General features: G+C 42.8%; 14 protein-coding genes. All 14 read right to left on the bottom strand.

Annotated features, from left to right (window positions below; all coding sequences use genetic code 11):
* Nucleotides 1-51: 51 nt before the first annotated feature.
* A complete protein-coding gene (locus DX873_RS02970; protein ID WP_116183030.1) occupies nt 52-3,456 on the bottom strand; it encodes a PKD domain-containing protein in 3,405 nt (1,134 codons plus the stop codon).
* Between the two features lie 27 nt (nt 3,457-3,483).
* Nucleotides 3,484-4,320 carry a glycoside hydrolase family 16 protein gene (locus DX873_RS02965; RefSeq protein WP_116183792.1) on the bottom strand — a complete coding sequence of 279 codons (837 nt, stop codon included), beginning with the start codon at nt 4,318-4,320 and terminating at the stop codon, nt 3,484-3,486.
* A gap of 35 nt (nt 4,321-4,355) precedes the next feature.
* Nucleotides 4,356-5,762, bottom strand: a complete 1,407-nt coding sequence (locus DX873_RS02960; RefSeq protein WP_116183029.1) for a glycosyl hydrolase family 16 — start codon at nt 5,760-5,762, stop codon at nt 4,356-4,358.
* A 12-nt stretch (nt 5,763-5,774) separates the two neighbouring features.
* Nucleotides 5,775-8,960, bottom strand: a complete 3,186-nt coding sequence (locus DX873_RS02955) for a glycoside hydrolase family 2 TIM barrel-domain containing protein (protein WP_116183028.1) — start codon at nt 8,958-8,960, stop codon at nt 5,775-5,777.
* 278 nt (nt 8,961-9,238) lie between these two features.
* Nucleotides 9,239-12,052, bottom strand: a complete 2,814-nt coding sequence (locus DX873_RS02950; RefSeq protein WP_147296594.1) for a triple tyrosine motif-containing protein — start codon at nt 12,050-12,052, stop codon at nt 9,239-9,241.
* Between the two features lie 113 nt (nt 12,053-12,165).
* Nucleotides 12,166-14,823, bottom strand: a complete 2,658-nt coding sequence (locus tag DX873_RS02945) for a GH92 family glycosyl hydrolase (protein WP_116183026.1) — start codon at nt 14,821-14,823, stop codon at nt 12,166-12,168.
* Nucleotides 14,824-14,826: 3 nt separating this feature from the next.
* Nucleotides 14,827-16,029, bottom strand: a complete 1,203-nt coding sequence (locus DX873_RS02940) for a CaiB/BaiF CoA transferase family protein (protein WP_116183025.1) — start codon at nt 16,027-16,029, stop codon at nt 14,827-14,829.
* Between the two features lie 11 nt (nt 16,030-16,040).
* Entirely contained in the window at nt 16,041-16,811 is a 771-nt protein-coding gene (locus DX873_RS02935; RefSeq protein WP_116183024.1) for an SDR family NAD(P)-dependent oxidoreductase, read from the bottom strand.
* Nucleotides 16,812-16,813: 2 nt separating this feature from the next.
* The gene (locus DX873_RS02930; RefSeq protein ID WP_116183023.1) at nt 16,814-18,193 is read right to left on the bottom strand and encodes a sugar porter family MFS transporter; all 1,380 of its coding nucleotides are present in this window, start codon (nt 18,191-18,193) and stop codon (nt 16,814-16,816) included.
* A gap of 32 nt (nt 18,194-18,225) precedes the next feature.
* Nucleotides 18,226-21,840, bottom strand: a complete 3,615-nt coding sequence (locus DX873_RS02925) for a glycoside hydrolase family 38 N-terminal domain-containing protein (protein ID WP_116183022.1) — start codon at nt 21,838-21,840, stop codon at nt 18,226-18,228.
* 42 nt (nt 21,841-21,882) lie between these two features.
* A complete protein-coding gene (locus DX873_RS02920) occupies nt 21,883-22,947 on the bottom strand; it encodes a mannonate dehydratase (RefSeq protein WP_116183021.1) in 1,065 nt (354 codons plus the stop codon).
* A 2-nt stretch (nt 22,948-22,949) separates the two neighbouring features.
* The gene (locus DX873_RS02915; protein WP_116183020.1) at nt 22,950-24,152 is read right to left on the bottom strand and encodes a CaiB/BaiF CoA transferase family protein; all 1,203 of its coding nucleotides are present in this window, start codon (nt 24,150-24,152) and stop codon (nt 22,950-22,952) included.
* A gap of 17 nt (nt 24,153-24,169) precedes the next feature.
* Nucleotides 24,170-25,234 carry a lactonase family protein gene (locus DX873_RS02910; protein ID WP_116183019.1) on the bottom strand — a complete coding sequence of 355 codons (1,065 nt, stop codon included), beginning with the start codon at nt 25,232-25,234 and terminating at the stop codon, nt 24,170-24,172.
* Nucleotide 25,235: 1 nt separating this feature from the next.
* The gene (locus DX873_RS02905; protein WP_116183018.1) at nt 25,236-26,003 is read right to left on the bottom strand and encodes an enoyl-CoA hydratase/isomerase family protein; all 768 of its coding nucleotides are present in this window, start codon (nt 26,001-26,003) and stop codon (nt 25,236-25,238) included.

Raw genomic sequence — 26,003 nt, 5'->3', positions numbered from 1 at the left:
TCTAATTCATCATATTATTCTTAACCAATTAAGAACAACGTCGTTTAACTATTAGATTTCCGTCACTACAACATCATCTATGAGCACCTCGCCTGCGCAAGTACCCGCTCCACCACACGTAGCTTGGATAAGTAGGGATATACCCTCTTCAATATTGGCATCGGTTGTGAACGTACCTGTATACGTCTGCCAAACATCAACGGTACTTACGTCAGTAGCGTTACCTAGATCATGTGCGACAGCAGGGTCTGTTGTAAATTCCGAGAATGCCAATACTTGCAATATTGCACCATCTACAAAGGCCGTTGTAATTTTATATCTAAATGTCACTTGAACACCTTGATTGCCAGCTATAGTTCCTGCAAATCGTTCTTGTTTAATGTTAGGTACTTGAGCAGGACCCGAGGTTAATCTTGCCGAATATGTGCCTGTATTTGCATCAGTGCCGATAACAGTTACTGCTCCACCCCCATCATTTAGTTGCCAGCAGGCACCATCTCCTGAATTCGCTTCAAAACCGCCATTTGATAATAGTTCACCACTTGGAGGTGCTGGGCAACCTCCACCGCCACCACCAGCAGCTCTATAGAAATAGATATTGTCCAGGTAGATGTCATGCGGGTCCGTGTTTGCACTACCGTCCCCATTGAACTGACCATCGAACTTCATTTGGATCACACTGTCCCAGGTCATCCCCGTGAAGTCACCAATCGGAAGGTCCACACTGTTCCATGATCCAGGGGTCAACGGTACCTCCACAAGTACCTCGCCCGCTCCGGTGCCGCTGTTAATGGGGCTGACCTTTACCTGACGGTCCGTACCGCTGGGCACCCAGATGTCCACATGGAGGAACTCCATTGAAGAGGCGTCCTGGGCGTTGCCCGAAAAGTCCGTCCCCTGGTAGTTGAAGGTCGGGTAGGCCAGGGCCAGATTGCCATCGCCCGGGTCATAGTCCGTGTTGACGAACGCCAATCCCGACTGTCCCCAATCGGGGTTATAGTTGATTCCTGTGATGTTCATATAGCTTCCACCATAAATGGAGATCACGTCCGCAGCGTCCCTAGCCGGAGGTACAGGTGCCGAGGTCGTGGGTGCGCTGCCGCCACTGCTGGGCTCCCTATAGAAATAGATGTTGTCCAGGTAGATGTCGTGAGGGTCCGTGTTCGCACTGCCGTCCCCGTTGAACTGACCATCGAACTTCATTTGGATCACACTGTCCCAGGTCATCCCCGTAAAGTCGCCAATCGGAAGGTCCACACTGTTCCAAGATCCAGGGGTCAACGGTACCTCCACAAGTACCTCGCCCGCTCCGGTGCCACTGTTGATGGGGCTGACCTTTACCTGACGGTCCGTACCGCTGGGCACCCAGATGTCAACATGGAGGAACTCCATTGAAGAGGCGTCCTGGGCATTGCCCGAAAAGTCCGTCCCCTGGTAGTTGAAAGTCGGGTAGGCCAGGGCAAGGTTGCCATCGCCCGGGTCATAGTCCGTGTTCACGAACGCCAGACCGGACTGTCCCCAATCAGGATTATAGTTGATCCCGGTGATGTTCATATAGCTTCCACCATAAATGGAGATCACGTCAGCCGCGTCCCTAGCCGGGGGTACGGGTGCCGAGGTCGTGGGTGCACTGCCGCCACTGCTGGGCTCCCTATAGAAATAGATGTTGTCCAGGTAGATGTCGTGCGGGTCCGTGTTAGCACTGCCGTCACCATTGAACTGGCCATCAAACTTCAGCTGTACCACCTCGTCCCAGGTCATTCCCGTGAAGTCACCGATCGGAAGGTCCACGCTGTTCCATGATCCAGGGGTCAACGGTACCTCCACAAGTACCTCGCCCGCTCCGGTGCCACTGTTGATGGGGCTGACCTTTACCTGACGGTCCGTACCGCTGGGCACCCAGATGTCAACATGGAGGAACTCCATTGAAGAGGCGTCCTGGGCATTGCCCGAAAAGTCCGTCCCCTGGTAGTTGAAGGTCGGGTAGGCCAGGGCAAGGTTGCCATCGCCCGGGTCATAGTCCGTGTTCACGAACGCCAGACCGGACTGTCCCCAATCGGGGTTATAGTTGATTCCTGTGATGTTCATATAGCTTCCACCATAAATGGAGATCACGTCCGCAGCGTCCCTAGCCGGAGGTACAGGTGCCGATGTGGTCGGTGCGTTTCCTCCTGTTCCCCCACCGCTGTACAACATAAAATCATCAATGAAATATGTTTCTGTAGTGTTGGTGTTCAATTCAAAGAAAAGAATGATTTTATCATATTTATCGCTTTCACTGCTGTCAAAATCAAAGGTCAATTCCTCCCATGCACCAGCTTGGGTAGTTACCGCACCTACTTCCACATTGATATTGGCATCAGCTTTGTCCTCTAGTTTTACCAGCACGTTGGTACCTGCAGTAGGTGCCCAAACCTTGAGCTTGAATCCTGAATTAGCATTGAAATCAAATTTTGAGCTGAATTCAATCTGATTGTTCGCAAACAAGGCACTTCCATTTCGGTCTACCTGACCCACCTGGCATGAAGGGTTCACTGCATTGTCCGTATCAGGGTTTGCAATAGTTGTCATTACCGCATCTGCATCTACAATATTGGCAGTGGGATCAGTTTGGAAAGTTAAATTGAAGTCTCCCGCATCAAGGGATTGTTCGGTTTCCTCGGTGCAAGCAGGTGCAGCGGTCCCCTCTTGGATTACGTCATCAACATAGAAAGTTCCTGCAGTGGTGCCAGGACCATCTACAAACATAGTAAGTCTTGAATAGCTTTCGGATGATGTAAAATCAAATGAAATAAACTCCCATCCTGAACCTCCGTGACTTGCCGTTACCTCTGTAGCTGCTCCGGTACCTTCTTCCAATTTCAACAGAACATCCACAGCGGATTCTGACCAGAAGTTCATTTTGATAGTCTTATCAGTTGTTAAATCAATTGGGGTTCCCAGATTAAAAAAGAATCCTTCAAATTCGGCTCCACTATTGGTAATGGCCCCTACTTTGGAGTTTTTGTCATTAGTTCCAGAAACATCTGGATTGTCAACAATTTCAAATGAAGCTCCATTGAATACCGAGAAATCGTAATTGACATTGCTATCATCGAATGTGATCGGCACCATTACCGGTTGGGGAATGGCTATTGTCAATTGATCTTCAAAAGTACTGGATGCTCCAGATACATTGAAAGCTGTTAAAACAACCGTGTATGTTCCGGAAGTAAAGGTTTTGACCGGGTCAATTTCGGTAGATACCGTACCATCCCCAAAATCCCACTCGTAACTTTGGGCGTTCTCCGATATGTTTATGAAGGATACTGTTCCCGTATCTTCATCAATTGTCTGCGTAAAGGCAGCAACAACCTCAGGAAGGGAACCCCCTTCATCATCTTCTTCACATCCCAAATAGGATATGGCCAACACTATCAAAAAGATGGCTTTAGCTCTGTTCAATAATAGTTTCATTCTAGTATAAATTAGTTTAGTTAATTTTTAATTCTCGTACACTCTTACATAATCCACTAACATGGTTTGTGGAAACTCTGTTTCAGCATTGGGAGAACCTACAAAGGTTCCGCCTACCGCCAAGTTCATTAGAATGTAAAATGGTTTGTTGAACACCCATGTTCCAGGTACATCATCGGGTGTAATTTGATTGTAGAGTACATCATCCACATAAAAATTGATGTATTCCGGACCCCACTCAATTCCAAACACGTGGAAACCTGTATCGAAACGGTCGTTCTCCAAAATGTATTCCTTGGAAATGGATTCACCCGCGGAATAACCTGGTCCGTGCACCGTACCAATGAGCACTGTTGGGTTCTGACCTCGATATTCCATGATGTCAATCTCCCCGGCTCCTGGCCATGGATTTTCATCAATATCGGCGCCCAACATCCAAAATGCAGGCCAAATTCCTTGTCCGTATGGTAGCCTAATGCGGGCTTCAAAACGGCCATATTGTTGTTCAAACTTATCTTTTGTCAATAGTCTCGCGGATGTATACTGAGAATTTTCAAAAGACTCTTGTCGAGCAGTAATCAACAAAACCCCATTCTCCGCTTTCACATTTTCTGGACGATCGGTGTAGTATTGCAATTCCTGATTTCCCCATCCGTTGACTCCGGTTCCTATGTCATAGCTCCATAAAGAGCTATCAGGGGCACCCTCGACATCAAAATTATCCTCCATAACCAAGTTGGTAAACGTAGCCACGGTTTGTGTCTCATCTGTAGAACAAGAAGAAATGCAGCATGCTGCAACCACTACCAAACATTTCTGGAACATAGATCTTATTGATTTAGTTTCACTAGATTTTATATTCATAACTCTATTTTTTTCACTGTTACTAAAAACCTCCATTATTCCGTATAGAAGTAAATGTTGTCAAATATGAAGTTTGGTCCGCCGGTAAGGATGAGTGCCGCCAAGTTGTTTTTCTGGGTTGCAATATCGCCGTCAAGAGCAATTTCAAAAGAGGTCCATTGCCCTACTGCCAACCCAGTCATATCAAACCTAACATCACGATCATCCCCAATGGGAAGTCCCGTATTGACATCGGTTTCAATGGTTTGATTGGCCCCTGCATCCCTGATTTGAATCCCAACCTCGGTTCCTGCTTCCTGAATATATACATCTATATGCAAGAAGGTCAAGCCAGAAGCGTCAACTGTATTATCAAAGATGATTCCGGTGAAATTGTTGTTGGCATAAACCAACACGTCACCGTCAGTAGTAGAGGTAACCGTGGTCTCTGTTGTAGAACCACCAAAACCAGGTGAAAAATTGCTCGAGGTATCGCTGGTATACGCATCACTGAATATGGATTTTACATTAGCTGCCGGTCTGGTTGGAGCTGGTGCTGCTTGAAGCGTTCCACTAGAGGTCACTTCTAAAGAGCCATTTGCCAAAACTCCGGCCAAAATCGCTGTAATATTGGTGGTGCCTTCTCCTAGAATGGATACTTCTCCCAATTCGTTGACCACAGCCACTCCAGAATCGGAAGAGGAAAAATCGAAGTAAGATGGAGCTGCGGCAACCGTTTGGTTCACCCCATTATCCAAATTATAAGTCTGGGAAAGCCCTGTAACCGTAAGGCTAGAGCCCGTAAATGCCAGTTGCGATAAATCCTCACCCGCAAAAATGGCCGGGCTGGGTTGGGCGATGGTACCCAATTTTTCAAATCTAACTTCATCAAACCACAATACGTAGCCTCCCTCATCCCCCTCAAAAGATGCTCCTTCTGCCAACCAAAACATTCCAGTTTCACTGATCAATTTAGAGGCGTCTGGAATAGGAATCACATATTTTTCCCATCGTGTGCTTACCGCCAAGTTGTTGGCAGTTACTTGAAATTTGTTGTTGGTCTCCGCTGAAATACCAAATCCAATAGCATCAATGGTTGCTGCTTGGGACCCTTTGGCATAAAAGGTAAGCGCATCAAAACCTGAAAGGTCTCTAGTAACCGTAGTATTAAACGCAGCCCCAACAAAGCCGTTTCCAAATGCTGGAACATCGAACCTCATTGCGGCATCCCCATCAAAAACATCATTGGTCTCCACTGAAAATGCTTCGGGGTCCGCACCTGCATCCACAAAAGGGAAGTAATCCAATCCTGCTGAAAAGGCATCTATAAAAACATCGCCATTTGCAGGAAACGTAGCAAATTGCACTTCATCCGAAAAATCTCTTTCGCAGCTGGAAAAAACAACAATACCCAGGCAGAGAAAAAGTATGGATGGTAAGCTGATTATATTCTTATTTTTCATTTTTTAGTCTTTTTATTTGCCGATATTGATATGTATATATGTCATGATTTCCCACTCGTTACCATTGTCAAAACCAACTGGGCTTATGATAGGTTGATTGGCAAATTCCAAAGCTTCGTTTGGTGAATACCTTGGAGAAAATTCGTCAAGTGATCTCCAAGTTCCACGGATACCCACTTGAGTACTTGGAAGAATAAACCAATCTGGTTTCCCCAAGGTGGTTGATACATCGAGCATCAATTGTAATGGATACGTCAGGTTGAAATCCCTGTGGTAATCAAAAGGACCCCAATCATTGACCTTTACATGGGTCCGGAATTTCATGTTCTTATATATGGCTCTGATATCCCCGCCAAATCGTTTGATCAATCTTTCACTATCTCCGTTTGCCTGTCCATTTCCATAGTAAAAGCTTCCGATAATCCCTAAATCTGAGTTTACTTTGGAAACCATTCTGGAGTGGATTTCCCATAAGTCTTCAGCGGGAACCGAATTTGGGAAAGCAAAGAAGGTCCTATCGGCATTGAAACCAATATGTGCATCAACGGTTGTAGGAAGGTGACGATACACAAATCCAAGATTCATGGCGAACTTGGCATCCTCTGCTCTATCGTTATCCCACTCGTACATCCAAGTGCCAGGAGTTGGGTCGAAAGTCAAGAGAATCTCACCGGCAGTGGTCTCTCTGTTTCCACGAACGGAAAAGGGATCATCAAGATTGTTCCTTAGACGTCCGGGTGCATTTACGTCGTTGGGCATTGGATCTACCAATGGTTTTTGATAGAGAAAGTTGGGTGCAATCTGGAAATTTCCAGCTGCAACCGTAAATCCGGTCAAGAAATTGGCTTGATTTCCGCTTCCGGTATCTTTTAATTTCCAACCTGTAAATGTCAAGGTTTGGTCCGCTCCACCATTGGCGACAAGTCCCATAACAGCCCCTTGACCGTACCAATTGAACTTACCCCCTTCGTAGGTAAGCTTTACTTTACCACCCCAATTGTCATCTGAGTTTATAACATCTTCATATACGATATAGTTGCCAGGAGTACCTCTTACATCTTGGAACGTACTGCCATTCAAAGGGTTTCCGGCCCAAATACCACCAAGATGGACCCCAAACTTGCCGAACTCTCTTTCAATGGCCAAGGTTGCCCTTTCGGTTGGCCAAAATGGGATTACACCACTTCGTACCTGATTTGCATCCAAGACCCGACGTCCACTTTCGTCAAAGACAATTTCTGTTTTAAAATCGCGGTGGTAAATACCTGTAACGTCGAACTTTCCAATGTGCTTTTTGTATTTAAAGAGCATTGTAGGGTTGGCTCCCCACCACAACTGTGGCCCAATGGCCGCTTTCAACCCCTTTAGGACGCCTTTGCCGTCGACTTCGACTCCAAGAATCTCACCGTTATAGATATCAAGGTTAGGGCCATAGTTGGCTTCTGGATACAGTCCGAAGAAGTCACCTTCGTAACCCCAATGGTAGTGACCGGTTCTATAAAAACCTCTAAGATCGAATTCTTTCGCCTTCCACTCGAATTCAGCTTGGTACACGGCCAACCTATTGTTGTCATTAAGTACAACATCGCCTTCGGGCGAACTTACCGTGATAGGCCTTGCCCGATTCTCATAAAAGATTTCGTTGATTGGGTTCTGGGCAACATTTCCAAGAATGTTGAAATTTACCTCAGCCCGCATATTGGGAGCAGGGTTACCTTCAATCCCAACAAAATAGGATTGCATATGATCAAATCCTAGTTGGTTTGGAAACGTGTTTGGGTCATCTGGATCAGCATTGTCCGGTGTGGTAATTAAACTACCGCCTGTGCTGAATGTGGAGAACTTTGCCTGAAGGTTACTGATTCGAAGAAGATTACTTTGCTCCCCCCGCAATGCGGCTTTATCACCACGTGCTTTAAGCACAGCTTCCATTAATTCAATATTGTCAAAATAGTTTTCTACAAAGGCCTGATCGATTCCTTCAGCATATGGGTCTAGCTGGTGAGCCTCTTTTAGTGCATAATAGGCAGCTCTAGGATAGAGCTCATAAAGACCACGCGGATTTGTTGCCCCTTTGGCACATATCCCAAACCACTCTTCATTCATATTGTTTGCTCCAGGAGAGGCCAAATCCCTGGCATATCCACCATTGGACCATGAAGCGTTGTTGTCATGGACATCTGCATTCTTTCTGTCATCAAAACCAAATTTCCACCATCCGTCACTGAATTGGAAGGTAAATCCACCTATGGAATTTCCAACTTTTCCCAATCCTGCAGCGTTTTCATAAATCTCTTTCCAGTTTCCTACCATATAATAGGCTTGGGAATACTGGTCTTCTTTATTCTCAACTGCGTTGAATGCATCGGCACCGAACTCCGTGAACATTACCGGTTTGTTCAATTTGTCTTTCACCACTTGGAACATATCGCCAAAAGAAACCCCGCGATACGTGTTTGTTCCGTAGATGTCGACGTCTTTACATTCCTCTGCTACAATATCGATGAACAGTACATCTCCATTACAAATGGCCACAGGGTGCGAAGGGTCCATGGCTTTCATTTTTTTGGCGGCCTCATTCATCAACCTGTACATGGGACGACCACGACTTTCTCCAATAAATTGAATTCTTCCTTCGTCATCTGGAAAATCCTCAGTTTCCGCTCCGGCCCAAAACAATCCGTAGTTATTCTCATTACCCAATAGGTAGAGTAATAAACCCGGGGTGTCTTTGTAACCATTGACCAATTCTTCCATTTCAGACATTAAAAAGTCCACGGTTGTTGGGTCGTCATAAATGGTGACTGGTGTCCAAACGCCATCCAAAGTCAATCCGTAGCGACCGAACGAATGGTTCAACATGGTATAAATGCCGTAGTTTTCGTAGATATACTGGATCCATTTTGCAGGAACTCCCGTATATTGACGAATTACATTGACCCCCATATTCTTAAGGAGTGACATCTCATGGTCCAATCCAGCCCTGATGACATCATCGGACTTTTTCCAAAAGTTGGCGTTCACTGTGTTGGTACCAATGGGGATATAATCCCAGTTCATTCCATTCATCATGAAATCTTCACCATTGACTACCAATTTCGTTCCTTCTTCACTGCTCACGACAGCCACCTTATCTACCTGGGCGGTAGTGCCGATCGTGAACAACAAAAGCAATAATTTGAACAAATTGTTTTTCATAGTTATGTTTAGTTTAAATTGAGCTGTGCCAAAGGGGTCTAAATAGAATTGTAGACTGCCACTTTGCAGAAGTTTAAACCTATCTTAAAAAAATGTAGACTCCTTAAAAAAGACCTCAACAAAAAGCATACACCTTAAAAAAAGTCTATTTTTTTTGTCAAATTCTTAAAAACCTAGATTCTCTGGGGTTTTAGCGGGTTTGAAGAAAAGCTGTTGTAAATGCCCAGAACAGGGTATTGTATAGGTAATGTTGAGGTATTTACAGAAAAGATAAACTGTTAGAGCTTAAGAATGTAGTCCACCAAATTGTCATCTTGGGTAAGATTCATCTTTTTGCGTAGACGATAACGCTTAATTTCAACACTTCTAGGAGAAATATTGAACATAGGAGCAATTTCCTTAGAGGACAAATTCAAACGAAGATAAGCGCAGAGTTTTATGTCATTTGGTGATAATTCTGGGTGGGCTTTTTTAAGTTTCTTTAGAAACTTTCTGTCCGCATTGTTGAAAGCCTCCTTAAAGAATTCCCAATCATCATTACGATCAAGGCTTTTATCAATGATTTCAATTATAGGCTTAACGGTATTCTTGTCTTCTTCACTAGAAATAAGCTGCTGTTTAATACTCGACAACAATTCGTTCTTTTTAATAATACTCATAGTGGAAGCAGCCAATTCATTGCTCTTGCTACGAAACTCTTCTTGAAGTTGTTCGTTCTTTATTCTTATGATCTCTTTCTCATTTTGTGCTTTTGCCAACGCCATTTCACGTTGGTTCTCCTCTATTAGTTTCTGTTGACGTTTGTGGTAATATTGCCTATATGATCCATGAATTGCTATGGAGCCAAGGATTGCTCCAATAACATAAAGTATTAAGAAAAGATTGGATCTATACCAAGGTTTTGCAATCTTGAACTCATAGGAAGCCACATTATTAGAGACCTTATCACCGATTTTGGCCCGGACATTAAAGGTGTAATCCCCAGGAGGTAGGTTCTCAAATGAGACAAAGGGTTCTTCTGACCACTTACTCCAATTGGGATAAATACCAATGAGTTGATACTGATATAAGGGTCTTAGATATTTGTTATAGTACGGAACATTGTATGCTATTTCAAAACTGTTTTCTTCACTTTTGAAATCACCTTTCTGATGGGAATCCAATAGGTTATTTTCTGAAACGCTCTGATTCCTATCCGCTTTTTTTACTGTCCTGATTCCTACATTGAAATCATTTATTCCAAAATTATCTGTGTCTACGGTGAAGTATCCAGACCGTGCTCCTATCAAATATCTTCCCTCTTCCTGCATGGGGGTAACACTTTCATACCCAATAATACCGTTCCTCATATCTTCAGTAAGAGGAATTCTGCTAATAATTGGTGTATTTGCCAGTCCTCCATCCGAAACAAAATTGATATTTGAGTTAGAAAATAGCCAAAGCCTTTGTCTTGAGTCCACAATCATTTTACCGGAAACATATTCCTCCTCGGTGTAGAGCGTACTCATTAATGAATCCTTGATAAATGCGTTCTTGCCACTATCATACTTAAAAACCCCCTTTTTATAAGCATACAACAAGTTGTCCTTGTATTTTATAATACCGGAGTTAGATCCTCTAATCACTGTGTCATTTTTTACCTCGATAGCTTCAGAAAGGTCCTTATTGACCTCTATTTTAAAGACTCCTTTGTACTCGTGATTAACAAAAATATTGTCCCCGTAGAGCTCAAAGTATCGCGCAGAGTGGTCAAATCCATTGATCTTGTTCTTCAAACGCCATGCTCCATTAAGAAATTCCAAAACATAGAGACCATCATAGTTTCCCTGAAGAAGCAGATTAGGCATGTCGTCAATTTTTCCAACCGTCCAGGTTCCTTGGACATCCGCAATTTTTTCAACCTTGTCATTGATTACCCTAAAAGTTCCGGTATGATGACCACAAAAAAGATTGCCATCCAAAACGGTCAAGGACCAGACTTGCCCTCCTGTTCCTTCTATAAAGGAGAATTCTCTATCTCCTCCCAATTCTTTAAAGTAAAGACCCTGGTTGGTCCCGAGGTAAAGGTTTTTTTCAAAAATTGCAGAGGCATATACACCCCCTACCAAGCCTCCACTGTCTGGATAAACATGAAATGGGGAGCCAACGTTCACATAACTAATGCCAACATCAAGTCCCAGCCAAATATTATTGTCGATGTCTTCAAAAAGAGAAAGAACGGTATTGTTCTGAAGTTCGCTTCCCTGATCTAAAGTTGTTAGTAGGCTTCCATTATTGTCCATAAGAATCAATCCATGGGAAATGGTACCCAGTGCATAGTTTCCATTTTTCAGTTCCAGGGCACTATAGAGACTAATTTCAGACAAAAGACTGTCAACACCGGTATCCCATTTTTCGATTGATCCGTTATTGGTTCTAAAAAACCCATTGTTACGGGTGAGAATGAGAATTTCTTGTTCTTTTTCAAAAATGTTTATGATTTCGTCATTGCGAACCATCTCATCATCATAAACCAAAAACTCCTCGCCGTTCCTAATTTGAAAGATACCTTGCCCCATCTTCTGGAAAAACACGGTGCGGCCAATCTTAAAAACTTTTGGCACGAAAACATCCGAGTTTATATTATTAATGGTTCCGTCTGTAATATTGTAAGTATAAATCCGGTTGTGAGATTGAAAAACCATCCATTGACCCATATCGAGAATTCCCCAAAATTCTTCGTCTTTCAACAAGTCTTCCTTGATACTGTCGGATAAACTATGGTAGGTCAGCACTCCCAAATTCCCCTTCTCCCAAAAACCAAATTCCATGTAACAGCCGGTATAAATTCTATTGTCCACCACTTTTACAGAACGGATTATGGATTCGTTGGGGGAAGGATGTAGTGTCCATCTAGATCCATCAAATTCCAACAAGCCGGTGTTGTTAGCCACATAGATGATTTTGTCCGGGGTCTGCGATATAGCCCAATTCTGGCTTTCGGAATTGTAGTCTGTTGGAGTAAAATTTTGGATTGGGGGAAGCTCTTGTGACAAGATTACCTGACATAGGAGAGCTATAAACACAAATAGAATATACTGAAGTCTAGACACAAAAAATCGATTGAAACATCACAGTCCATTTAATCCGCCTATTATGGACTGTAAAGTCAAGATAAGAAAAAGGAACTTTATTTAATAAAGATAGCCTTGAATTCTATATCGTACTACCTGACCAATCCCCATTTCATATTGGGTTCTGGCCCCATTTCAAAAATCAACTCGCCTCCCTGAATAATTGCATCATGATGCAATTGACTTGAGTTATAAGGTTCTCCATTTAAAGTTGCCGATTGAATGTAGGCGTTCTCTTTGGAGTTGTTTTTAGCTACTACCGTGAACACTTTACCGTTGCCAACATTGATTTGGGCTTTGTTAAATATGGGACTACAGATTTCATAAACCGGGGTGCCTGGCAAGGCAGGATAAAAGCCCATTGCTCCAAATACGTACCAGGAAGATACCTGTCCACAATCATCATTTCCTGGTAATCCGCCCACATCGTTAAAGAAATATTTGGCCAGCATATCACGTACTACTCTTTGGGTTCTCCACGGTGCTCCAACACTATTGTACATATAAGGGGCATGCATTGAAAATTCGTCACCCACATAGTACATGTCTTGCTCAAAAAAGTCATCCAGATACTCAATGAGTTTGTCATCACCTCCCATAAAATTTGATAGACCTGGTATATCATGAGGAACCAACAACGTGTGGTTTTTATAATACACCTCTGTATCATGATCTGTTCCCTGTGCCCATACACTAATGCTCTTATCGAAAGGTGGAAGCCATTCCCCATTTAATTTTTTACCTCTAACCAAGCCAGTTTCCTCATCCAACACATTGATGTAACGCTTGGAACGCTCCATAAAATCATCATAATACTCATCTTTGCCCAAGGCTTTCGCCATTTGTGCAATGCAATAATCATCATAGGAAAATTCCAAAGTTCTTGCCACGGGCTCTCCATAAAACCCAAAAATATCTGTAGGCACGTAGCCAATATCATTGAAATACTCAATGCCGACACGCCCTGAAAACCCTCGGTTTCCCTTTTCTGTAGCATTTTTTAGCATGGCTTTAAAAGCCAGTTCGGTATCAAAACCTCTTATGCCTTTCACATAAGCATCTGCAATAACGGCATCACCATGAGTACCCATCATAATACTTCGGTACCATGGGTTGGGCCATTTGGGAATCCAACCACCTTCTTCGTATGCATTCAACATCCCATTAATGACATCGGTAGTTTCTTCAGGTTTTACGATTACCCATAGTGGGTGCAAAGACCTGAAGGTATCCCAAAGGGATAAATCGGTATACATTTGTCCTCCTTCATGTACCTGGTAATCAAACGGGCTAAAATATCTGCCATTTTCATTTAGATTGCGAGGATTCACAAAACACTTTGTCAAAGCGGTATAGAAAATAGCTTTGTCCTCTTCGCTGCCTTCAACCTGAATCATGTTTAATTCTTTCTCCCAAACATCGGCACCTTTTTCTACGGCTTTGGTGAAGTCAAAATTGGGAAACTCTTCATCCATATTAGCTCTGGCTTGTTCAATATCGATCAATGAGGTTCCTACCTTCATTTTAACTTTTTCCTGGTCTTTTGTAGCGAACGTTACGAATACTGCATTGCCATCTGCACCCTTAAGTGCCATTTGAGGACCTAGTTGTGGATTTGGCTCCACTGGTTCCGCACACCTAAGATGCATCTCGGTAGTACTGGAACCGTCATAGTATTCAATACGCAATTTGTATTGCTGCCCCTTGGTCAGGTTTACCTTAAAGGTATTAGTACCCGTTGCCCTGTACATCCACTGGTCAATGACCATCTCATCATCCATATACATTCGGGTGCCATCTTTTGTGGTCAATTCAAATGTATGTTCCCCCGTGTGCCTGGCAACAAGGGCAGCGGTATATTCCACCGAAAAGAAATCCGCATTAACACCTTCGGCAGGTTCTTTTAACCAATTGTAATTCAATTTAGAATGGTTTACGACAACTGCCGGTTCACCTTCGAATTTGTCATTGTTATAGTATTTTGCCTTAAATCCATCAGGAACCAAATTTTGGTCTACCACATTGGGCAGCAAATCCACATTATATGTTTCAAACTTCTTATCAAACTTTGCAACAAAATGGTTTTTGAAATGACCAGCGATTACCGTGTAACCTTCAATCTCATTTCTTTCAGGAATTACTTTATAGTATCCAGGTACGTATACTCCATCGAACACCACCGATGAGGATTTGGACTCTGGAAAGGTAAATTGAAAGAATGCTGTTTTAGAAGCTGCAGTGAATTCAGTTTTTATATCGTAATCGTCTAATTTGACCGAATAATAATGTGGTTTTGCCACCTCACTATCATGACTGAATTTTGAAGCTCGAGCATCTGCATCAATGATTACATCGCCCGTCATTGGCATTATGGACATAGGCCCCCAATCGCCAACCACAGCGCCATTTGGGTAGCGAGTCCCTCTAAAACCCTGAATTTTTTCTTGGTCGTACCAATAAGGAACAGGCACTGTAATTACACGATCTGTCCATCTCGCAGTCTGTGGTGTCCAATGTGTCAAAGCTGATGGGTTTCCTACTATGGGCGAAACGTATCCCATGGGTTCCTCTACTTCAGTAACGGTGATGTCAGCAATACTAACTGCTGTGCCAACACGGGTGTCCACGTATCCCAAGTATTTTTTTTGAGACATAGGTCCATCGCTTACTAGGGTTTTCTCCTTTTGGTTACATGCCAAAGACAATAGAGCGGTTGCTACGGCCAGATATTTAAGAATGGAAAGTCTCATTTGTTACGCTTTTTCAATACTGATAATATTTTCATTGATCATATTTTCAATGGTTTCCCTACTATATCCCAATTCTGATAAGATTTCTTCGCCATGTTCTCCAATCATGGGTGAAGGTCTAGTGATTTTTCCAGGAGTTTCACTCATCGTAAAGGGGATATTGGTCACTTTGACCTTTCCTGCTTTGGGATGTTCCACCTCGACAAAAGTGTTATTGTGAATAACCTGTGGGTCATTTTCCACATCTTTTTGGTCGTTCACTTTGGCAACCCATAGGTCCAGTGCCAACATAATCTCCAACCACTCATCCGTGGTTTTGGTCACCGTAATAGCCTCAATGATGCCATGAATCTTGTCCCTTTGATCAAAAAGTAGTTGTGGGTCGTCGTATTCCATCAGGGATGAATCTCCCAAAGCTTCCACCAGTTTGGGCCAAGGACTCATCGCAATGGTCAAATAGCCATCACTTGTCTGATACATCCCAAAAGGAGCGGGATTCCCTGGATGCCCTATTTTCGACTCGGGTCGTTCAAAAGTCTGCCCCAAATTCTGAACGGTAAAATAGTCCTGCATTTGAAATGCAATGGCCGAGGACAACAGATTGGTCTTAATTTCCTGTCCTTTTCCTGTCTTCTCTCTATAGAAAAGCGCAGCCAGAATTGCGTATACCGAATTCAGTCCATTTACCTGATCGCAAAGTGCAGTACCGATGGCAACAGGTCCGTCAGACTTCTTGCCACTGGTCATGATAGCGCCACTCAAGCTCTGCACCAAGAGATCTTGCCCTGGCCTTGTAAGATAAGGTCCGTTGTCTCCCCAACCACTTGCAGAACAGTAGATGATTCCCGGGTTTATTTTTTTTAGGTCTTCATACCCATACCCCAATCTTGTCATTACCCCCGGCCGAAAGTTCTCTACAATAATATCAGCCTCTTTGGCCAATTTGTAGATGATTTCCTTTCCCTGCTCAGACTTAATGTTTATGGCCAAGGATCTTTTATTACGGTTCCAGGCCATAAAACAAGGTGATTCATCTCCTGCAATCCATTGATTGAAAAATGTCATGCCCCGGTAAATATCCCCACTTCCATTGCGTTCAATTTTGATGACATCGGCCCCCAAATCACCCAACATCTGCGTCGCAAATGGGCCTTGAAGTAGCTGGGAAAAATCCAGCACTTTGATTCCTTTTAATGCTTGATCCATTTTCTAATTTTTTATAAATATCTGGGAAGGACACACAAGCCTCCATCCACTTTTATATCTTCTCCGGTTATAAACGATGCTTCATCAGAAGCTAAGAAAACAGCGGTCATGGCCACTTCTTTTGAAGTGCCCAATCGTTTCATAGCTGCTTGGTTTATGCTCTTTTCCACAAACTCACTTCCTTCTTCCTTTAATCTTCTTCTGTTCATTGGTGTTAGAATTGCTCCAGGAGATATTGCATTAAATCTGATGTTCTCCTGCCCAAACTGACCTGCCAACTGTCTGGTCATGGAGAGCATAGCTCCTTTAGAACTTGCATAGGCCGTCCAATCGTCCCAACTCCGGTGTCCTTGCACAGAAGAAATGTTAATAATGCTCCCCGATTTATTCTGTAGCATATGGGGCAGTACTGTTTTTATTCCTCTGTAGACACTTTTTAGGTTTATGTTCATGACCTTATCCCAATCTTCTTCGGGCATTTCGGTAATATTACCACTTATCGCTACTCCAACGTTATTCACCAGAATGTCTATTCTGCCGAATTCATCCAAGGTTTTTGCCACAACATTTTCTACATCTTTTGTCACGCCTACATCGCATTGATAACTTCGGGTAGTTCCTCCATTATCATTCAATATGGCCGCTTCATCATTGCATTTATCTATGTTGATGTCGCACATGATCACCTTCGCTCCTTCTTCTACAAAAGCTTCGCTGACCGCTAGACCTATTCCGTCCGCAGCACCGGTAACCAAAGCAACTTTTTCTTTTAACCTATTCATCTTTATTCCTTTTTAGACAACCAATAATGTTCAATTTCCTCGAGTGTTTTTCCTTTGGTCTCTGGTAACACTTTTATCGATATATACAAAGCTGGAAGCATGCAGGCCGCAAAGAACCAGAAGGTACCTGACGGCATAAGGTTTTCAAGAAACCAAGGGGTCATTTGTCCAACAAAAGCAGTTCCTACCCATACGGCCATAGTTGCAATTGACATTGCGGTTCCACGTATTTTTAGGGGATAAATCTCTGATAGCAGGACCCAAAGTACGGGACCAAACGAAAATGCAAAACAGGCAATGAACACTAGAATAAAAGTCATCAATAGATAGGTATTGTTGATTTCAAAGTGGAACAGCAGTCCCACTATTATTAGTGAAATCATAATTCCAATTACCCCATACGTCAATAGGGGTTTTCTTCCCAATTGGTCGATCTTCCATAAGGCAATGAACGTGAACAACACGTTTACAATGCCAATGATTACCTGTCCACCCAGAGCTTCTCCCAGCTGTAAACCTCCTTCTTCCAAAATCTTAGGACCATAATATATTATAGCATTGATACCACTTAGCTGACTTAGGATAGCGATAGAAATCCCAATTATGATGGCCAACTTAAACGGTCCTGAAAAAACCATTTTGATACCTCCCGACTCTTTCGAAAGAATTTCCTCAACATGTTTTATCTCTTCATCAGCTTCCTCGTTGGTCACAAAACGAAGTAGGATATTTTTGGCTTTCTCTTTTCTTCCTTTCATGGTCAACCAGCGAGGGCTTTGTGGTATGGTGAAGAGTAAAAGCAAAAATATTACCGCAGGAAGTGTTTCACTGCCCAACATGGCCCGCCATACTTCTGTAACAAAAATTTTATGGGTCATGCCAGAAGCGTTGGCCATTCCCTCAGATTCTGAAACACCCAATAGATAAGCGTTGGCAAAATAGGCTACCAGAATACCCAAGGTTATGGCCAACTGATATAAGGCCACTAATCTTCCCCTAGTCTTTGCGGGAGCAATTTCCGAAATGTATAGTGGAGATAGCATGGAAGCCATACCCACACCAATGCCACCCAACAACCTGTATGCAACCAATCCGTTGAACGAAGCAGAAATCATACACCCTAAGGCCGAAAGGGCAAAAAATATTCCCGACATGATCAAAATATTCTTCCGTCCGTATTTGTCGCTGAGGAAACCCGCCACGGAAACTCCCAAGATCGTTCCTAAAAGCGCAGAGCTCACGTACCATCCTTCCATTACGGTTCCAAGGTTGAACTGGGTTTTAACGAAACCTATGGTTCCTGAAATAATTGCTGTATCGTACCCAAAAAGAAATCCTCCGAGGGCGGCTATCATTGCTAATACGGTTATGTTGGTCTTCATAAATTTTATGTTTTCAACTAAGGTTGATGCTATTACTTATTTTTTGCTTCAAAGGAATAGGTTTCAATTCCATATTTTGAAACGTCCATTGAAGTCGCTGGTCTTGGGTTTTCCTCAATAATGTTTGTTTTTTGAAGATTTTCCAAAGTAAAAAAGGAACTGAGCTTCACCTGTGTATCCTTACCTTCTGCATCATACATTCGAATAATCAAATCTTCAGAATCTTCTGCTTTTTTGATCGTGGTCACATTAATGTTCCCTTGGTCAATATTGAAAAAACTCAAGCTATCCGGCAAAGAGGCCTTGGCAGACCTATCGGGATATACCACTACACGTAAAGGATCATTCTGTTGCTCTGCAACCCGCATTCCTTCCAAGCTTCCTGTTTTGTGCGAGGTTAAAATGTTATGATAGCTGTGGTCGCCGGCCTGCGAATATTCGTTTCCTTCCCAATGGCAAGATGTTCTACTGGCCAACAATAAATGTTGTAGTAAGGTATCTTCTGAGTCGGTGGTTGGGTCCATCCAATCAAATGCCGCCACAGAAGAGCTTAGGGTGACCGTTAGGTCATCATCCGAAGCAGAGAACCAATCCATAATGGCCCTCGGGTGCACATCTTTGGCCAATGCCGTATATCGGTCACCTGCCGTTTCAATTTCATCTTGACCCACTTTTACAGCTCCAAAAGGTACTTCGTGTTTTACCAAAGCATTGTCAATAGCAACGGGGAAAGCGGTTCTGAACTCACGATACAACTCTCCCGACCAGTTCAACAAACGGGTTTCAAACAGCACTCTTTTCAATTTGTGATAGATGGTAACATCTTGTTCCACTATGGCATGTAAAATTGGCTGCTTGATTCGGTATGTAGTGAACACCCCACCTGTTTTTACAATTTCCCAATTGGCATCATGATTACTGACCTTATCAAAATCTTTCATGAAGGGTTGTTGAATATCTCCAAACTCCCCTGCACCATTTCCTTGAGAATGCAATGTGAATACCTCTCCTGCTTTTAAAGCATTTGTCTTAAAAAGGTTTCGTTTTAGCTCCTTGTCAAATATTTGGCCAATGCCGCCCTTCTCAAATTCAATTTTATAAAACTCGTTTTCATAGGTAGATGCAGAACCAATTCCTGTTGTTTTTTTAGATGTTGATAAAGAAGGTTTTACATAATAGGTTTTATACCCAATAGCGGGAACGTTCTCAGCAATAAAAACTACATCCGCACTTTTTAAAGTGCCATCATCATAGTGGCTTTTATTGGAAATTTGGGCCACAGCCTTTTTCTTGTCCGAAGCATATACCTGCAACGACTTTGCCTTACCTTTTTCAAGGTTGATGGACACGGTAATAGGGTCTGTGCGTTCCCATGAAAGACTATTGAAAAGTACTACCGGAATTCCCTTTTTATCATCGGTCTTGATTCTGTTGGCGATAAAATTTGTTCCTTTTTTCAAGAGGTCGGTCCCCATGGTTTTTGATTCCATCAACTTTTCTTTGAAGAGGTCGTCCGTAATGTCACCATCATGTCCGCCCCAACCATGATCTGGATAAATTTTTGATTGCCATGCTTTATCAAAATCCTCAAAAGGATACGGCATTCTTTTTGAATCCAAAGTATTGGCAATAGCAAGAAACTTTTCGGCCGCAGGCAACAGTTTTGAGGCCTCACGGCTTGCAGTAAGTGCTTCATGATGGGCAGGACCGTGGATATAGACCCATACATTGGGCCTTTCTCCCCTAATGGTTTCTATTTTGGTAGCATTTTTACGGGCCAAGGGCATGAATTCATCGGCGGTCATCAATTCCATATCAGGGAAGTAAACCTGGTTTTCATTACCATCACCATCTTTTACACTCTCAAAACTGTTCCATGCTTCTATAAAATCGGAATAATCCATCGCTGGAATCATATCTTGGCTAGACAATAATGGAGTAATGGTCTTGCCTTCTTCAAAAGAGGGTTTCCAATAAGTGACCTGCTCCGCAGCATATTTCATCTTACTGCTCAACTCTTTGGATAGCTCAATAATGTCATTTCCATAATGTCCTGGAGAGTAGGTAAACACGGAGCTACCATCTGGGCTTTCCCAATTGAACATCCCCTTGGCATGCCTACTGATGACCATATACTCCACCCCGGCCTTTTTCATGATTTGGGGAAATTGTAACGTCTTCCCCGGTACATCCACATTCCAGTATACTTTTGAGTCATATCCCCCAAAGGTTTTCTTCACCCATTTCTTTCCGAGATAAAACTGGCGTACAAGGTCTTCTCCATCATACATATCCTCGTAGGGACAATTGTATGATGCTCCCACAGAAACCAGTTTTTTGTTCAATAAAGTGGTTAGTTTCTCCTGAGCATCTGGGTGTCTGTTAAGGTATTCCCTTAACATTAGGCCATCTTCGATATCAAAGCCATAATCCGGCCGTTCAAAGGCGTCGTTAATGACCGGGGTCAGCACCAAGGTATCCCTAAGGATAATACAAATCTCGGGGCGGTCCACCCAGGCTATATCTTGATGGCTGGAATTCATGACCGATACTTTTCCCCCTTCATTTCGTCTGTCAAAAAAGTCGTCGTATGCGTTGAACAAAGAGGGCTTGTACAATTTTGTTATTGAAGCCTGCCATCCATTTTTTATTTGGGCATTGTAAACATAAAAGTATGCCCCCAAGATATCCGATGTATTCGAGGCAATACCATTCTCCAAAGGAAACTCTATACTGTCATCCCCATAAACAATCTTAAATTCTTTTTTGGGAGCATTTATTCGAATTGAGGCTTTTGCCAGTTCGCCCTGAGCACTAAAAACTACTTTTTTGCTTTTCTTACCATCGCTAATAACTTGCACCTGTTTACCTGCAAAATGTGTGGGTGCATCTATGTGCATGATACCATCTTTGGTTTTTATGCTGAAAGATGCTTCTTGCTCACTGGACATCCTTAGGTTTTCAAGGAGATTGTTGGCTTTAGCCAACATGAACCACGAATTGCTTCCTTTTTTGTGCCCTTGCACCTTTATTCTTGCTTGCTTCCCTTTTCCGACCATTGAAGTGGGTAATGTCAATCGGAATAGGCCTACTCCGTCTTTGTTCAAATCTCTTTTGACAAGGATGTACTCAGCCGTGGTGCCATTTTCATGATTCAAAATTTTCAAGGTTCCATCTTCGTTTGCAATAAACGTCATTACCAATTGATCATTTGCAAATACATCGTATGGCTCTCTTAGATTTAAATCGATATTGGAATAGAAGGCAAAGGTGACAGAGGATCCTGAATAATTATTTGGTACAGCATTGGTCAAGAACTCAAAGTACATTTCACCAGTACTGGCTCGGGAAATCATATGCTGGTTCACCTCATCCCGAATTGATGGATACTGGTAATCCCCACCACCAATTTTGCTATGAAAGCCCTCAATATCATTTTTACAGACCTGATAAAGTTTATAGGCCGTATTGATTTCATAAATATGGTTATGCCCACCACCTCCATGGAATGGTGCCATCATCTCCAAGGATGGAGATTTATCCAATTTTGGATGGTTCTCCAATGAATATGCATTGGCGATAAAGGCTATTATCCCTAAACCCAAAAATGCATTTTTAATACTTCTGTTCGTCAAGTTTGTTTTCATTGCTTTTAATTCTCTTCGTTTGTTTTTATGATCGATTTGATATCATGCTCCGTTAACTTTGGATATTGCCGCTTTCATATATCCCATTGCATAGGCCATACCAGCATACCAAGGGGCACTACAGGTCATTTGAGGGGTATGATCAGGAATCAAGACCCCTTCAAAATTGTTCTTCTTTAAGATCTTTAGGATCCTGAACATATCTATATCACCCTCATCTACAAAAACCTCTTTGTATTGGGGAACCTTGCCTACAACATTTCTGAAATGTATGTAGCCTATTTTGCCTTGTTTGCTATAGGTGTCTGTAGCTTCATAGATATCCCCCTCGGTCATCTCGGCTATTGAACCTAGGCAGAACTCCAGATTATTTGAAGGACTGGGTTTCATGTCAAGCAGCTTTTGATACATGCCAGGCTGGTACACCAATCTTGGTGTATCCCTTACATAGGGCATCGGAGGATCATCAGGATGGGCCGCTAATTTCACCCCAGCTTCTTCAGCAACAGGTATGATCTCATCCAGAAAATACTGCAGTCTGTTCCACAGTTCGTCGTGATCGATTCTAGGTACTCTTCCTGAAGGCGCATTTTCATCGTATACCATATTCCAAACCATACCATTTGGAATCGGCGTATTATCTACAGCTTCCATACCCACCGAAATAGCTTCTCCCCTTGCATATGGTCCCTGAATTCTCGAAGAAACACCGGCCAATGAAAAATTATAGCCAAAAATGGGAATACCCGCTTTACCAACATTTCGGATAAGTTGTTTTAGGTTTTCCATTTGCACTTCCTTTTTGGGACCATCCAATAAGATGTCGTGCCAATGGGCCGGGTCAAAATTTTCAATGGCCTCCAACTCCAAACCATGCCCGTTGATTTCCTTTTTAAGGTCCAAAAGTTCATCTAAGGTCCAAATAGTATCTGCCTTTCCTGCTTTTCCCCAACCTTCTTTTCCTCCAATGGGTTGGTCCGTACTATCCGCATTATGCCCGAAGTAGTCCACTAGATGGACAACCAAATGCGTAGCACCACATTGTTTAGCAAAATTGAAGTGCTCAGCGTCCAACATATGTCTATATAATCCAAATCCCAATTTCATCTCTATTCCTTTTCTTTCATAAATTGATTGATTTCATTTTCGCTATACCCACAGAATTCTTCCAGTATGTCCCCCGCATCTTCGTTTAATAGCGGTGCCGGTTTATAAATCTGTTGGGGTGTATCACTGAACCAGGCTGGAAAACCTGTTGTTTTTACTTTTCCCACCGTCGGATGATCAATTTCAATGATCATCTTGTTGTGTTTTATTTGAGGGTCTTCCACCATTTCGGTAAAGGTGTTCACCTGCGAACACCAGATATCTTCTTTAAGAAGAACCCACAACCATTCTTTTGTGGTCTTTGATTTGAACACTTCATCAAAATCAAACCGAATTTCATCCCGGCTTTCAATAATGTTGTTTGATGCGTACTCCTCGCTGTCGTACTTTTTCAATCCAATGATTTTAGCCAGTTTTTGAACCGAATTCATCCCAATGGCGATATACCCATCCAAGGTATGGTACAATCCATAGGGAGCTCCCAACCAAGGATTGGGAATACCACTTTCACTACGCTCGGGATTTGCGCCTTTGGATAGATAAGCCGTTACTTCTTGCACATGGAACCCTACCACCGAGTTAAGTAGGTTGGTCTCTATTTTCTGTCCCTTCCCTGTAACACTGCGTGAATGTATGGCCGCCAAAACGGATTGATTGATGAATAAACTCGTTAACAAGTCGGCCTGACCAACCGCGGTGACCACAGGTATGTCATCCTTTCTGCCATTCAAGGCAGCTCCGCCTGCAATGGACTGAGCAAGCAAATCCTGGCCTGGCCTGCTCAAATAAGGACCAGAACTGCCATAGCCCGAACTGGAACAATACACTATACCCGGATTTAATTTCTTCATGGCTTCATAGCCCAGACCCAACCTCTCCATGACCCCAGGACGGAAATTTTCGACCAGGATATCTGATTTTGCTATGATATCTACTGCTATGCTCAATTCCTTTGGGTCCTTAAGATTTAGAGCTATGCTCCGTTTGTTCCTATTGAAACTCAAAAACGAAATACTTTCCCCTTCTGGATACATGTTTCCATAGGAATAGTGTCGCATCCAATCTCCCTTTTTAGGTTCGATTTTGATGATATCCGCCCCCATATCCCCCAACATTTGAGTAGCCCATGGACCTTGTGCCAGTTGGGTGAAATCAGCCACAACCAATCCTTTCAGCGGTCCTATTTTTTCTTGGTCATTATTCATCGTTCAACTAAATCGGTTTAGGTTTTTGATTGGTTTAGAAATACTATACAAACTGGTGATAAAATTTCCTTGGTCCTGTATGTTTCTTCTAATTTTCCATCTTCCTTGATTCGATAAACCACCGTATCATAAGAGTTCTGATGACAGGCAATAAGCCATTTGCCATCTGGGGTAATGTTGAATTCCCTTAACTCTTCTCCATGTGTATATTGATGCTCTATATTTAGCAATTTGTTCTCATGAACCTTAAAAATGGTAAGTAGTTCAGCTCCTCTGTTAGCCACAAACAAAAATTTCCCGTTTGGATGCAGACGTATGGCCGAAGCACTTGGCGTTCCAGAATAATCAGCAGGTAAAGAATTGTAGATGGCCACTTCCTTGAAAACATCATCCACCTGTTGCAGCACAGAAACCTTTCCAGTTAATTCATTGATCACATAACCCAACTTTCCACTTGGATTGAAAACCATGTGTCTAGGGCCTCCTCCTTCTGAAATTGATACATCCTTATTGATGTTGGGCCGCAACTTTTCCTCCTTTATTTCATAGGCCTTGAGTGTATCGATACCTAAATCACATACATAAATATCTTTATTATTTGGATGCACCGTCACCTGATGGGCGTGCGGAGCTTCTTGCCGGTCTTTGTTGACACTAGACCCTGAATGCCTTTGATTTGTAGCAACGGGGAGAACACTTCCAAGGTGTTCCAATGGATATTGGATTACATTCCCAGTGGCATAACAGGCCAGAAGAACATTCTTTTCATGAACCACTATGTGACAAGGATACCCCCCCTCTATGGGCTGTTCATTAATGAATTGTAGTGAACAATCTGAATTTATCCTAAATGCTTTCACCCTAGGTTTTTCACTTTCATCCAATTCGGTGGAACAATACAGAAATTTATGGTCGTCACTTAAAGCCAAATAACTGGGATTGCGAACCGTTTGGGTATGAAGCACGGACAATTCTCCAGTTTCTGTATTCAACTGAACCGTGTAGATACCTTTTCCAATACCCCCAAACTCGGGAATTAGATATTCGGTATAACTGCCCATAAAAAATGTCAACGGTTCCATCTTATGTTTTATCTATAAAATCTTGAATGGCTTTTTTGGCTTCTGTCCCATGAAATAGGCGAGAAACTGTGTTGCCTTCTTCTTCAATCTTTTCATTGAAAGGTCTAGGCGATAAGCTGAGATGCGCCAATCTCTTGAGCTCCTTTAATGCTCCCAAAGGTCTTCGGGTTAATTTTTGGGCAAACCCTGTTACTTCTGAGACAAAATCGTCTTGCTTGTATACATGATTGACGATGCCCCAATCAAAAAGTTGATTTGCCGTGTATTGTCCTCCTGTAAACAACATTTCTTTTGCCCTATTAATTCCGATTCTCTGGATTAACCTTTGGGTGCCTCCACCCCCGGGAACCAAACTCAGAAAAACTTCAGGGAGGCCCATTTTGGCAGTTTCAGCGGCCAAAATCATATCACAGGACAACGCAATCTCAAATCCGCCCCCAAGGGCAAATCCATTGACTGCAGCAATCCAAGGTTGTGGCGCATTTTCAATGGCTTCATAAAGTTTGATTCCCCTGTCCTGAAATGATTTGAATTGCGCTTCCGTTTGACTGCCATATTCCTTAATGTCGGCTCCCGCCATAAAAGCACGTCCCTCTCCAGTTATAATAGCCACATGGACCTCATCGTCAGTATTAATAGTCTCTATAGCATCAATAATTTCATCCATCATTTCCCTGTTCATTGCATTGAGCTGCTCTGGTCTATTGAAACAGAGTGTTGCAACCTTATCTGAGATATCCGTTTTAATATGTTTATATGCCTTCTTCAT

The sequence above is a fragment of the Flagellimonas nanhaiensis genome (assembly GCF_003382275.1).
GTDB lineage: Bacteria > Bacteroidota > Bacteroidia > Flavobacteriales > Flavobacteriaceae > Flagellimonas > Flagellimonas nanhaiensis.
The sequence above is the reverse complement of the archived record's forward strand: the minus strand, read 5'-3'. Positions and strand labels throughout refer to the sequence as shown.

Excerpts from the sequence above, each read along its gene's own strand:
- DX873_RS02935 (WP_116183024.1), bottom strand. The coding sequence starts at position 16,811 with ATGAATAGGTTAAAAGAAAAAGTTGCTTTGGTTACCGGTGCTGCGGAC.
- DX873_RS02945 (WP_116183026.1), bottom strand. The coding sequence starts at position 14,823 with ATGAGACTTTCCATTCTTAAATATCTGGCCGTAGCAACCGCTCTATTG.
- DX873_RS02955 (WP_116183028.1), bottom strand. The coding sequence starts at position 8,960 with ATGAAAAACAATTTGTTCAAATTATTGCTTTTGTTGTTCACGATCGGC.
- DX873_RS02965 (WP_116183792.1), bottom strand. The coding sequence starts at position 4,320 with ATGAATATAAAATCTAGTGAAACTAAATCAATAAGATCTATGTTCCAG.
- DX873_RS02920 (WP_116183021.1), bottom strand. The coding sequence starts at position 22,947 with ATGAAATTGGGATTTGGATTATATAGACATATGTTGGACGCTGAGCAC.
- DX873_RS02960 (WP_116183029.1), bottom strand. The coding sequence starts at position 5,762 with ATGAAAAATAAGAATATAATCAGCTTACCATCCATACTTTTTCTCTGC.
- DX873_RS02970 (WP_116183030.1), bottom strand. The coding sequence starts at position 3,456 with ATGAAACTATTATTGAACAGAGCTAAAGCCATCTTTTTGATAGTGTTG.
- DX873_RS02925 (WP_116183022.1), bottom strand. The coding sequence starts at position 21,840 with ATGAAAACAAACTTGACGAACAGAAGTATTAAAAATGCATTTTTGGGT.
- DX873_RS02910 (WP_116183019.1), bottom strand. The coding sequence starts at position 25,234 with ATGGAACCGTTGACATTTTTTATGGGCAGTTATACCGAATATCTAATT.
- DX873_RS02940 (WP_116183025.1), bottom strand. The coding sequence starts at position 16,029 with ATGGATCAAGCATTAAAAGGAATCAAAGTGCTGGATTTTTCCCAGCTA.
- DX873_RS02930 (WP_116183023.1), bottom strand. The coding sequence starts at position 18,193 with ATGAAGACCAACATAACCGTATTAGCAATGATAGCCGCCCTCGGAGGA.
- DX873_RS02915 (WP_116183020.1), bottom strand. The coding sequence starts at position 24,152 with ATGAATAATGACCAAGAAAAAATAGGACCGCTGAAAGGATTGGTTGTG.
- DX873_RS02905 (WP_116183018.1), bottom strand. The coding sequence starts at position 26,003 with ATGAAGAAGGCATATAAACATATTAAAACGGATATCTCAGATAAGGTT.